The organism is Mesorhizobium denitrificans, from assembly GCF_003403035.1.
Taxonomy (GTDB): Bacteria; Pseudomonadota; Alphaproteobacteria; order Rhizobiales; family Rhizobiaceae; genus Mesorhizobium_G; species Mesorhizobium_G denitrificans.
The window spans coordinates 1-12034 of sequence record NZ_QURN01000009.1 but is presented as its reverse complement, the minus strand read 5'-3'; the positions used below and the strand labels follow the sequence as shown (position 1 = coordinate 12034).

The following is a 12034-nucleotide window of genomic DNA, read 5'->3' as shown; positions in this document are numbered from 1 at the left end:
AGATGAATCAAATTGCATAAAATGCGACTTGTGAGTGAAACTCTTTGGTATGGTTACCTGAGCGTTCACAAACGCGGTAAACAAGCCCTAAATTGCGCTCGCCATCGGGAGATTCGCGACAATGGACGGCTTGGTGAAGGGTGACGACGGTGTGCTGCGCTGCTCCTGGGGCGGCAGCACCGCAGATTACATTCCCTATCACGACAATGAATGGGGCAGGCCGGTGGTCGACGACGTCCGGCTGTTCGAGAAGATTTGTCTCGAAGGGTTTCAGTCGGGATTGTCGTGGCTGACGATCCTGCGCAAGCGCGAAAATTTTCGCGCCGCGTTTGCGGGCTTCGATTTCAACAAGGTGGCGACGTTTACCGAAAAGGATGTCGAACGCTTGGTCGCCGATGCGGGAATCATTCGCCATCGCGGCAAGATCGAATCGACGATCAACAATGCCAAACGCGCGCAGGAACTGGTGAAAGAAGCCGGGTCGCTCGCGACGTGGTTCTGGGCATTCGAGCCGGGCGCAGCAGACCGCCCGGAGGTCGTGACGCTGGAAGCAGTGCGCGCAAACCCGACCACCGCGATTTCAACGCGCATCTCAAAGGAATTGAAAAAGCGCGGCTGGAGCTTTGTGGGGCCGACGACAGTTTATGCCTTCATGCAGGCGATGGGCATGGTCAACGACCATATCGAAGGCTGCAAGTGCCGCGCCGAAGTGGAACGCGCCCGCGCCGCGTTCAAGAGACCCAAGCCTAAGTCGGCGTGAAGTGTCGAGATACGAGGTGCGAAGAGAGGAGTGCTTTCGCGGCGTGGCGGATTTCAGGCGGAGCGGGTGAAAGCCAGCGTGAGCAGCATGACGCCGACAGTGGCCAGAACCGGATAAAGCGCCAGCAAACTCGTGAGAACGGCGCGGCTTATCTCGCTGCGTTCGGTCTGCGGCTCGGCAGTTGGATGGAAAGGCCCGGCCTGTAGAGAAGATTCGGCGGTGGCGGTCTTGGTGGTCAGCATGGTCATGATCTTGCCCGAGAAATGCGGCTGGCCGGATGGCTACCGTTACGAAGGGGAATTACGGGCCGATTGGTGCGGATTTTTGAACGAATTGCGGAAAACTGGTGGCAGGAGGTTAACACCAGCTTTCCAAACAACAGCCAGCGCCTTGCCGCACCTGCGTTGATCGGTTAGGACACGCGCGCCCACAAGCTCCTCGGGCTGCAACCGCACTATGGAATGACACCTATGGCCGAGAAACCGCAAAAGACGCTGGCGCGCCTGCCGCGTGGATTTGTCGATCGCTCGGCGGAGGACATTCGCGCAGCCGACCGGATGATGGCGACAATCCGCGAAGTGTATGAGCTTTATGGATTCGAGCCGGTTGAGCAGCCGCTGATCGAGTTTACCGATGCGCTGGGCAAATTCCTGCCGGATCAGGACCGCCCCAATGAAGGCGTGTTTTCGTTTCAGGACGATGACGAGCAGTGGCTTTCGCTGCGCTATGATTTGACCGCGCCGACCGCGCGCTATGTTGCAGAAAACTTCGAGCGCCTGCCGAAGCCGTTCCGGTCGTATCGGTCTGGCTGGGTGTTCCGCAACGAAAAGCCTGGTCCGGGCCGCTTCCGCCAGTTCATGCAGTTTGATGCGGATACGATTGGCGCGCCGGGCGTTGGCGCGGATGCCGAAATGGCCATGATGATGGCCGATGTGATGGAAGCGCTTGGCATTGCGCGCGGTGACTATCTGATCCGCGTGAATAACCGCAAAGTGCTGGACGGCGTACTTGAAGCCATCGGGCTTGGCGGCGACGAAAACGCGGGACGTCGCCTGACGGTGCTGCGCGCCATCGACAAGCTGGACAAGTTTGGGCCGGACGGCGTGCGCCTGCTGCTCGGCGCTGGCCGGTGGGATGGCGGCAAGGAAGGCGAGGGCGACTTCACGAAAGGTGCAGGTCTTTCCGATGCGGCTATCGCAACCGTGCTTGGCTATATCGACAGCACCGCGGGCGAGATCGCCAGCGAAAAGTTCCACGAAGGCATGGGCGAGTTGCGCGACATTGAAGCGCTTTGCCGCGCGGCGCAATATGGGCCGGAGCGCATCAAGATCGACCCATCCGTGGTGCGCGGTCTGGAATATTATACCGGCCCGGTTCTGGAAGCCGAACTGCTAGCCGAAATCCCCAACGAGGACGGGCAGGTGGTGCGCTTCGGTTCGGTTGGCGGCGGTGGGCGCTATGACGGGCTGGTGTCGCGCTTCCGTGGCGAGCCGGTTCCGGCGACGGGCTTTTCCATCGGTGTTTCGCGCTTGATGACGGCGCTGAAAAATCTCGGCAAGCTGGATACGACTGATGTGATTGCGCCGGTCGTGGTGCTGGTGATGGACCGCGACGTGGAAAGTCTCGGACGGTATCAGCGCATGGTGGCGCAGCTTCGGCAGGACGGCATTCGCGCGGAACTTTATCTCGGCGGCGCGGGCATGAAGGCGCAGATGAAATATGCCGACCGGCGCGGCGCACCTTGCGTCGTAATTCAGGGCGGCGACGAGCGCGCGGCGGGAACGGTGCAGATCAAGGATCTCGTTGTGGGCGCGCAACTGGCACAGAACATTGCAGACCACGATGCATATAAGGAAGCGCGGCCGGGCCAGATCACCGTGCCGGAAAGCGAACTCGTGGAAACCGTTCGGCGCATTCTCGACGCGCAAGCCGAAGAACGCGTGCGGGGATGATACGCCTGCCCGCAATTGCTGCCGACATCAGGGCGCTGTTTGCTGCACGCGGTGCGGAACCGGCCGACGTTGCAATCGTACAGCCTGCCGATCCGTTTCTCGACATTGCGGGCGAGGATTTGCGGCGGCGCATTTTCCTGACCGAGAGCGAAACGGGCGAGCAGCTTTGCTTGCGACCGGAGTTTACGATTCCGGTTTGCCTCGACCATATTGCGAGCCAGGCAGATACGCCGCGCCGCTATTCGTATCTGGGAGAAGTGTTTCGGCAGCGGCGCGATGGCAGGCCGGAGTTTTTTCAGGCGGGCATTGAAGATCTCGGCGATACCAATGCCGCCGAAGCGGATGCGCGTTCGATCAGCGATGCGTATGCGCTGCTGCATAGGGTTTTGCCGGAGCGGACCCTTGCGGTGACGCTAGGCGATCAGGCGCTGTTCGAGGCTGTACTGGGTGCGCTGGGTCTGCCGCGCGGCTGGCGGATGCGGCTCGCGCGGGCGTTTGGTTCGACGGCGATGCTGGATGCGGCGCTGGCCGATCTTGGCAGCCAATCGCGAACCAAGGCGGTTGTTGGACCGGCGGCCTTGCTGGTGGCGGATGGCGATGAGGCCGCGCTGGTGGAGCATGTTACGCAAGGAATGCACGCAGCAGGCATTCCGCTGACCGCGGGGCGAACGCCGGAGGAGATTGCGAGGCGGCTGGTGGAAAAAGCAGAACTGGCGAGCGTGCAACTGTCGCCAGCGGCGTTCGATGCATTGCGCCGTTTTCTCGCAATTCGCGTGCCGGTGGAGCAGGCCACGGCGACGTTGGAAGCTTTCGCGAACGACGTGGGGCTTTCGCTCGGCAAGGCGTTGGCTGGGTTTTCGGCACGCCTTGAAGCGCTGCGCAAGGAAGCCGTGCCGCTGGATGTCGTTACATATGATGCCGCATTCGGGCGTCCGCTGGATTATTACACGGGCCTTGTGTTTGAGATTGACGGGCCGGGCGCGGATCGTCCGCTGGCAGGCGGCGGGCGTTACGACCGCCTGCTGACGATGCTCGGTGCGCGGCAAGCGATCCCGGGCGTTGGCTTTTCCGTTTGGCTGGACCGCATCGATGCATTGCGGGGTGCGCAATGAGCATCACCCTCGCCATTCCATCAAAGGGCAGGTTGCGCGAACAATCGCTGGCCGTGTTCGAGCGCGCGGGCCTGAATATCGCGTTGCCGGCGGATGACCGCAAATACAAGGCGCGGCTGGAGGGCTATGAGGGCGTCGAAGTGTCGTTCCTCTCGGCTTCGGAGATTGCGGGCGAACTCGGTCGCGGCGCGGTCGATCTCGGCATTACGGGCGAAGATTTGCTGCGCGAAAACGTTGCCGACTGGGAGAACCGCGCGGAAATCGCGACGCGGCTGGGCTTTGGTTTTGCCGATGTGGTCGTGGCCGTGCCGGATATTTGGCTCGACGTGGATACGATGGGCGATCTGGATGACGTGGCGGCGGAGTTTCGCCAGCGTCACGGGCGGCGGTTGCGCATTGCGACGAAATACTGGCGGTTGACGCAGCAGTTTTTCTCGCAAATGCACGGGATTCAGGTTTATCGGATCGTCGAAAGCCTCGGCGCGACAGAGGGCGCTCCGGCAGCAGGATCGGCGGATGTCATCGTGGATATTACGACGACCGGGTCAACGCTGAAGGCGAACCATCTCAAGATTTTGGGAGATGGCGTGATTTTGCGCTCCCAGGCTTGTCTGGTGGCTTCGAAATGCGCGCGGAGCAAGGAAGATGCCGCACTGCTGGACAGCTTGGTGCAGCAGGTGCGCGCGGGATGAGCCCGTTCAGTAATTAACCCGCAAGGGGAAATAACCCCTCATCCGCCTGCCGGATAAGGGGTATTCACCTCACCTGCCGAGCCGGGCGACGTGCTTCTCTCGCCGACTATTCCAACTCATATGCACGGGTTTTGGCGACGATGCCCGCAATTGCGCCGCCGACCAGCGGAGCGACAATGAACAGCCAAAGCTGGCCCATCGCGCCGGTTGAGAACAGGGCAGGGCCAATAGAGCGTGCGGGATTCACCGAAGTGCCCGTGACCGGGATGACCGCAAAGTGGATCGCGGCAAGCGTCAGGCCGATGACCAATCCGGCAAATGCAGTGGAGTGCTTTTCAGCAGTCACGCCGAGGATGACCAGCACGAACACAAAGGTGGCAATCGCTTCGACAAGGAACGCGCCGACAGTGCTCCATGCATTCGGATCCCAGCCATTCGCGCCGTAATTGATGACGGGCGTTGCGTGGCCGGTGCAGATGATGACAAGCGCAAGTGTTGCAATGATCGCACCGATGATTTGCGCGACGATGTAACCGACGACATCACCGGCGGGCATGCGTCCGGACAGAAAAACGCCAACCGTTACCGCCGGATTGAGATGCGCGCCGGACACTGGGCCGATGGCATAGGCGGCAGAAATCACGCCGATGCCGAAAGCCAGACCGATGAAACCCTGGCCGATGGGCAGGGCGGTTGCCAACCCGCCGAGCACGATCGATGCAGTACCTAAGAAAACCAGCAGAAAGGTGCCGATCAATTCGGCCAGATATTTCTTCATGTCCATTCCCCTCACTCAGTCTCCATAACGGAGAGTTGATTCGCGCGACATTTTAGCGCGCATGTGTTGCGCAAAAAATGCGCGGCGCGAGCAAATCAACGATGTTTTCGCGGTGCTCCTTGCGCGATTGCGGACCGGGCGCTAGCTAGGCGCAAACGGGTCAACCGGGATCGGATAACCGAGATGAGATTGGGCGGCAGGCTGGCGGCAGCCATCGAAGTTTTGCGGGATATGGAGCAACGGCGCAGGCCGGTTGCCGAGGCGCTGAAAGACTGGGGCCTCTCGCATCGCTTTGCCGGATCGGGCGATCGCGGCGCAATTGGCAATATCGTTTATGACACGCTGCGCCGGAGATTGTCGGCTGCTTGGCTGATGGACGATGACAGCGTACGCGGGCAGGCCTTTGGCGCGCTGATTCTGGAATGGGGCCTTTCGCCCGATGCAATTAATACGGAACTGACGGGCGACCGTTTCGCGCCCGAACCGCTGAGCGCTGACGAACTCGCCGGAGTGCAGCGCCGGCTGCGTGAACAAATGCCGGACGAGGTGCGGGCGGATTGCCCCGATTGGGTCGTGCCGCATCTTCAGGCCGCGTTTGGCGAGGCGTGGGCGCAGGAGGCCGCGGGGCTGGCAGATCGCCCACCGCTCGACCTGCGCGCCAACACGCTGATGTCGGATCGCGAAACAGTCTTGCGTGAACTTGGCGAGACGGGTGCTGAGCCGATGCGAATTGCCTCGCAAGGCGTGCGTATCGCGCCGATTGCAGGCGGCGGGCGGCACCCGAATGTGCAAGCTGAACCCGCATTCCAGAAAGGCTGGTTCGAGATTCAGGATGAAGGCTCGCAGGTTGCTGCCGAACTCGCCGGTGCGAAGCCCGGAATGCAGGTGCTGGATTATTGCGCGGGCGGCGGCGGCAAGACATTGGCGCTCGCGGCAATCATGAAGAATGAGGGCCGCATCGTCGCGCATGATTCTGAAAAGCAGCGGCTGGCGCCGATCTTTGATCGTTTGCGCCGGTCAGAAGTTCGGAACGTCGAGGTGATGGCGCGCGCGCCGGAGCTTGAACCGCTGGTTGGCAGCATGGACATCGTGCTGATCGATGCGCCGTGCACAGGGTCGGGTACGTGGCGGCGCAGGCCCGATGCCAAGTGGCGGCTAAGCCAGAAGCAAGTCGACCAACGGTGTCGCGAGCAGGCGGATATTTTGGACAAGGCAAGCCGGTTTGTGAAACCGGGCGGGCGGCTCGTCTATATTACATGCTCGGTGTTCGATGCCGAAAACCGCGACCAACTCGAAGCGTTTGCCGCGCGAAATGAGGCGTTCAAGATTGTGGATCATGTTGCACTGTGGCGGGAAAGTTTTCCCGACGCCGCAGATTTGGCGCGCGTGGATGCGCGCGGCGGCATTCGCCTCAGCCCCGCACTGAGCGGTACGGATGGGTTCTATTTCTCGGCGCTGGAGCGAGCAGGGTAAGGTAAATCGGGGCCGACGCCCTCACCCTTACCCTCTTTCCGTAAACGGGGAGAGGGGGACTTCATCGCCACGTTCTATTTTCAGCACTGCATGAGTTTGCGAGACATCGCCGCAGCCTGCCTCCCCCAAATGAACGGGGAGAAGCAAAAAGGTGCAGGAAACAATCGTGCTTTTTCCGTGACGTTTTAGCCATTTTCCGCTAGTTAGCTCCGCTTACAGACGGATTGGATACGAAAATGCCTGCATATCGCTCACGCACGACTACTCACGGACGAAATATGGCTGGCGCGCGGGGACTCTGGCGCGCGACTGGCATGAAGGACGGCGATTTCGGCAAGCCAATTATCGCCGTGGTCAATTCCTTCACGCAGTTCGTGCCGGGCCATGTGCACCTGAAAGACCTCGGCCAACTCGTCGCGCGCGAAATCGAAAATGCCGGCGGCGTCGCTAAAGAGTTCAATACGATTGCGGTCGATGACGGCATCGCGATGGGCCATGATGGGATGCTCTATTCGTTGCCCTCGCGCGAACTTATCGCCGACAGCGTGGAATATATGGTCAACGCGCATTGCGCGGACGCGATGGTCTGCATCTCGAATTGCGACAAGATCACGCCCGGCATGCTGATGGCGTCGCTGCGGCTCAACATCCCGACCGTGTTCGTTTCGGGTGGCCCAATGGAAGCGGGCAAGGTCGTGCTCGCGGGAAAACAGCACGCGTTGGATCTGGTTGACGCAATGGTAGCGGCGGCTGACGACAAGGTTTCCGATGAGGACGTGAAAATCATCGAGCGCTCGGCCTGCCCGACATGCGGCTCGTGCTCCGGCATGTTCACCGCCAATTCAATGAACTGTCTGACGGAAGCGCTCGGCCTTTCGCTGCCCGGCAATGGCTCGACATTGGCGACCCATGCCGACCGTCGCCGCCTGTTTGTCGAAGCGGGGCATTTGATCGTCGATCTGGCCCAGCGCTGGTATGAGCAGGACGACGCGACAGCTCTGCCACGAACAATTGCATCCAAGCCTGCATTTGAGAATGCAATGGCGCTCGATATTGCGATGGGTGGCTCAACCAACACCGTGCTGCATATTCTTGCGGCTGCGCTGGAAGGCGAGATCGATTTCACGATGGATGATATTGACCGCCTGTCGCGCAAGGTGCCGTGCCTGTCGAAAGTGGCGCCCGCAAAAAGCGACGTGCATATGGAAGATGTGCACCGCGCAGGCGGCATCATGCGCATTCTTGGCGAACTGGATCGTGGCGGGCTGATCAACCGCGATTGCCCGACCGTGCATACGGCCACGCTCGGCGAGGCCATCGAGCGCTGGGATATCACCCAAACAAATTCAGAATCCGTACGCAAATTCTTCAGCGCAGCGCCGGGCGGCATCCCCACCCAGGTGGCTTTCAGCCAGGAAGCGCGCTGGGACGATCTCGATACGGACCGCGAAAATGGCGTTATCCGCTCGGTCGAGCATCCATTCTCGAAGGATGGCGGGCTGGCGGTTCTCAAGGGAAATATCGCGCTGGATGGATGCGTGGTGAAGACCGCGGGCGTCGATGAAAGCATTCTGAAATTCACCGGCACGGCGAAGGTTTTCGAAAGCCAGGATTCGGCGGTGAAAGGCATTCTCTCAAACGAGGTGCATGAGGGAGATGTCGTCGTTATCCGCTATGAAGGGCCGCGCGGTGGTCCCGGTATGCAGGAAATGCTCTACCCGACCAGCTATCTGAAATCGAAGGGCCTGGGGAAAGCCTGCGCGCTCTTGACCGATGGCAGGTTCTCGGGCGGCACGTCCGGCCTTTCCATCGGTCACGTTTCGCCGGAAGCGGCGGAAGGCGGCGCAATCGGTCTGGTGCGCAATGGCGACACGATCGAGATCGACATTCCCAACCGCACGATCAATCTTGCAATCAGCGATGCGGAACTCGCAGAGCGTCGCAAAGAGCAGGATGCAAAAGGCTGGAAGCCCGTCGAACAGCGCAAGCGCAATGTAACCAGGGCGCTGCGCGCCTATGCGGCATTTGCCACAAGCGCCGATAAGGGCGCGGTGCGCAGGTTACCCGGCGAATAAGGCTCCATTAAATAAGCATTGTTGCACCGCACAAAAATGATCTAGACTGCTGGAATGTTAAGCAGCGGCTCTGCTATGGCGAGGCCGGGGGAAATACAGATGGCAGCCAAGATCGTTCCGGCAGAGGATTTCGACGAGCGCGTTCGCAGCTCATTCGCCAAGCAGAAAGCAATGGCGACATTGGGCGCCGAGCTAACGCTCGTCTCACCCGGCACAATCGAAATCGAGATGCCTTTTTCGGATGCGCTGACGCAGCAGCACGGTTTTCTCCATGCCGGCATTATATCGGCAGCGTTGGATTCAGCTTGCGGCTATGCCGCCTACACGCTGATGCCGCCGAGCGCGGGCGTTTTGACGATTGAGTTCAAGGTGAATCTGCTCGCACCGGGGAAGGGGGATCGCTTCCTTTTCCGCGGGTCGGTTACGAAGCCGGGGCGCACGATCATCGTTGCCGATGGTGAAGCCTATGCCATAAGCGATGGCGAGGCGAAGCTGATCGCGACCATGACCGGCACTCTGATGACGATCACTGGCCGCGAGGGCATCGAGGGTTGAGTGCGGCGGTTTCCATAGGCGGGCGCGATGTGCTGTTCGTCATGGCTGCCGAGCAGGAATATGGCCAGCATTTGCGCAAGCTGTTTACGCCGCTGATCACCGGCGTCGGCCCGGTGGAAGCGGCGGTGGTCGTTTCGACCGAGCTTGCACGGATGGAGGCGGCGAAGATTTTGCCCGATCTGGTCGTGTCGCTGGGTTCGGCTGGAAGCCGCTCGCTGGAGCAAACCGAAATCTATCAGGCCGTATCAGTGTCCTATCGCGACATGGACGCCTCCGCGCTCGGCTTTCCAAAAGGCAAGACGCCGTTTCTGGATTTGCCTGAAGTGGTGGACCTGCCATTGCGCATCGCGGGGATAAAACAGGCGTCTCTTTCGACGGGCGCGAATATCGTTTCAGGCGCAGCCTATGATTCCGTCAGTGCTGACATGGTTGATATGGAAACCTTCGCGGTTCTGCGCGCATGCCAATATTTCCGCGTGCCGCTGATTGCGCTACGCGGCATTTCGGACGGTGCGGCAGAACTTCGGCATGTTGGCGACTGGACCGAATACCTTCATGTAATAGATGAGAAGCTTGCCGCCGCAGTGGAGCGTTTGACGCTGGCGGTCGGGGCTGGCGAAGTCGAATTTACACGTCGTAGTTGAATCTGAATGTGAGGCAGTTGAATCTGCACGCGAGGTTTCCGATTCAACTTCTTCGCAATTGAGTCTAACCCATTGCGTCGACTCAGTTCTTTCTCTAAATGCCCGCCATGAAGAACACAGCGCACACCGACGCCATCCTCATCATCGATTTCGGCAGCCAGGTCACTCAGCTCATAGCGAGACGAGTGCGTGAGGCTGGCGTTTATTCCGAGATCGTACCGTTTCAGTCTGCCGCCGAAGCCTTTTCGAGACTTCAACCGAAGGGCGTGATCCTTTCAGGCAGTCCGGCATCGACGGTGGATATAGGCAGCCCGCGCGCTCCGGACGTTGTATTCTCCGCTGGCGTTCCTGTACTCGGCATTTGCTATGGCGAACAGACAATGTGCGCACAGCTTGGCGGCAAGGTGGAAGCTGGTCATCACCGCGAATTCGGCAGGGCGTTTCTGGAAATCGAAGACGACTGCTCGCTGTTTGAAAATGTGTGGGCAAAGGGCACCCGGCACCAGGTCTGGATGAGCCACGGCGACCGCGTTACCTCAATTCCGGATGGCTTCAAGATCGTCGGCACTTCGTCAGGCGCGCCCTTCGCGGCAATCGCGGACGAGGCGCGAAAGTTTTATGCTGTGCAGTTTCACCCCGAAGTGGTTCACACGCCAGACGGCGCCAAGCTGCTGCGCAATTTCGTGCGCGATATTGTCGGCCTCAAGGGCGACTGGACGATGGCGGCCTACCGCGAGCAGGCTGTCGAGGCGATCCGCAAACAAGTGGGCAAGGGCAAGGTGATCTGCGCGCTTTCGGGCGGCGTCGATTCATCTGTTGCAGCGCTGCTGATCCATGAGGCGGTTGGCGATCAACTGACCTGCATTCTTGTCGACCACGGCCTGATGCGGAAGAACGAAGCCGCAGATGTAGTGGCCATGTTCCGTGAGCACTACAATCTGCCGCTGATTCTGGTGAACGCTTCCGACCGCTTTATTGGTGCGTTGGAAGGCGAGAGTGATCCCGAGAAGAAGCGCAAAACGATTGGCCGCCTTTTTATCGAAGTTTTCGAGGAAGAAGCGAAGAAGCTGGGCGGTGCGGATTTCCTCGCGCAAGGCACGCTTTACCCGGATGTTATCGAGAGCGTGTCTTTCACCGGCGGGCCATCGGTGACGATCAAATCGCACCACAATGTGGGCGGCCTGCCAGAACGCATGAATATGAAGCTGGTAGAGCCGCTGCGCGAACTCTTTAAAGACGAAGTGCGCGAGCTGGGCCGCGAACTGGGCCTGCCCGAATCGTTTATCGGTCGGCATCCCTTCCCCGGACCGGGCCTCGCGATTCGTTGCCCCGGTGGCGTGACGCGCGAAAAGCTGGAGATTCTGCGCGAGGCCGACGCGATCTATCTCGATGAGATTCGCAAGGCTGGCTTGTATGACGCGATCTGGCAGGCGTTTGCCGTGCTGCTGCCGGTGCAGACGGTTGGTGTGATGGGTGACGGCCGCACATATGAGTTCGTCTGCGCGCTGCGGGCCGTGACTTCCGTCGACGGCATGACAGCCGACTTCTATCACTACGACATGAATTTCCTCGGCAATGCCGCCACACGCATTATCAATGAGGTGCGCGGGATCAATCGCGTCGTCTACGACGTGACGAGCAAACCACCCGGAACGATCGAGTGGGAATGAGATTCCATAGAGCAGTATAAAAGGCGGGACTAAGTCCCGCCTTTTTTGTTCGGCCTGTGGATTTTGGCAGCGATTCTTAGCCGATTCACAAGTTGCGGTACTGGCAGCGCGCGCGTACGAGCAACTTTATTATTGAAAACAATCGATTGACGGAATTTTCGTAACAAGCGTGTGCGCGATTTCGGGTTATTTCCAGAAATCGAAAAAATCTTCGTCAAAGTTTGAATTGCCGTGTTGACAGTTTTGGGGGGTGAGGCCTATATACGGCCAACAACGCGGGCGGCACGCCGCTGGCGGCGGTAAGGTTCGCTCTAATGTTGAGT

Annotated in this window: 11 protein-coding genes; 9 read left to right on the top strand and 2 right to left on the bottom strand. The window is 59.8% G+C overall.

Going from position 1 to position 12034, the window contains the following annotated elements; genetic code table 11:
* The first annotated feature begins 121 nt into the window (after nucleotides 1-121).
* On the top strand, nucleotides 122-760 hold the full coding sequence (locus DY251_RS12740) for a DNA-3-methyladenine glycosylase I (RefSeq protein WP_116624296.1): 639 nt from the start codon (nucleotides 122-124) through the stop codon (nucleotides 758-760).
* 53 nt (nucleotides 761-813) lie between these two features.
* On the opposite strand, the gene DY251_RS12735 is transcribed toward DY251_RS12740, so the two are convergent.
* A complete protein-coding gene (locus DY251_RS12735; protein ID WP_116624295.1) occupies nucleotides 814-1008 on the bottom strand; it encodes a hypothetical protein in 195 nt (64 codons plus the stop codon).
* 222 nt (nucleotides 1009-1230) lie between these two features.
* On the opposite strand from DY251_RS12735, the gene hisS reads away from it, so the two are divergent.
* The 3 genes from hisS to hisG are packed head-to-tail and all read left to right on the top strand — an operon-like array spanning nucleotide 1231 to nucleotide 4516.
* A complete protein-coding gene (gene hisS / locus DY251_RS12730; RefSeq protein WP_116624294.1) occupies nucleotides 1231-2712 on the top strand; it encodes a histidine--tRNA ligase in 1482 nt (493 codons plus the stop codon).
* A complete protein-coding gene (locus DY251_RS12725) occupies nucleotides 2709-3824 on the top strand; it encodes an ATP phosphoribosyltransferase regulatory subunit (protein WP_116624293.1) in 1116 nt (371 codons plus the stop codon). The genes hisS and DY251_RS12725 overlap by 4 nt, the downstream gene beginning before the upstream one ends.
* Nucleotides 3821-4516, top strand: coding sequence for an ATP phosphoribosyltransferase (gene hisG, locus DY251_RS12720; RefSeq protein ID WP_116624292.1), 696 nt, complete (start codon nucleotides 3821-3823; stop codon nucleotides 4514-4516). Before DY251_RS12725 ends, hisG begins: the two co-directional genes overlap by 4 nt.
* 106 nt (nucleotides 4517-4622) lie before the next feature.
* Here the strand turns inward: hisG and DY251_RS12715 are convergent, their stop codons facing one another.
* Entirely contained in the window at nucleotides 4623-5294 is a 672-nt protein-coding gene (locus tag DY251_RS12715; protein WP_116624430.1) for an aquaporin, read from the bottom strand.
* 183 nt (nucleotides 5295-5477) lie between these two features.
* On the opposite strand from DY251_RS12715, the gene DY251_RS12710 reads away from it, so the two are divergent.
* From DY251_RS12710 to guaA, 5 genes are all read left to right on the top strand, one after another.
* On the top strand, nucleotides 5478-6767 hold the full coding sequence (locus DY251_RS12710; RefSeq protein ID WP_116624291.1) for an RsmB/NOP family class I SAM-dependent RNA methyltransferase: 1290 nt from the start codon (nucleotides 5478-5480) through the stop codon (nucleotides 6765-6767).
* A 236-nt stretch (nucleotides 6768-7003) separates the two neighbouring features.
* Nucleotides 7004-8842, top strand: coding sequence for a dihydroxy-acid dehydratase (gene ilvD / locus DY251_RS12705; protein WP_116624290.1), 1839 nt, complete (start codon nucleotides 7004-7006; stop codon nucleotides 8840-8842).
* Nucleotides 8843-8941: 99 nt separating this feature from the next.
* A complete protein-coding gene (locus DY251_RS12700; RefSeq protein WP_116624289.1) occupies nucleotides 8942-9397 on the top strand; it encodes a PaaI family thioesterase in 456 nt (151 codons plus the stop codon).
* A complete protein-coding gene (locus tag DY251_RS12695; RefSeq protein ID WP_116624288.1) occupies nucleotides 9394-10041 on the top strand; it encodes a 5'-methylthioadenosine/S-adenosylhomocysteine nucleosidase in 648 nt (215 codons plus the stop codon). The genes DY251_RS12700 and DY251_RS12695 overlap by 4 nt, the downstream gene beginning before the upstream one ends.
* A gap of 107 nt (nucleotides 10042-10148) precedes the next feature.
* Nucleotides 10149-11711: a glutamine-hydrolyzing GMP synthase gene (gene guaA / locus DY251_RS12690; RefSeq protein WP_116624429.1), complete on the top strand. Its 1563-nt coding sequence runs from the start codon at nucleotides 10149-10151 to the stop codon at nucleotides 11709-11711.
* Nucleotides 11712-12034: the final 323 nt, after the last annotated feature.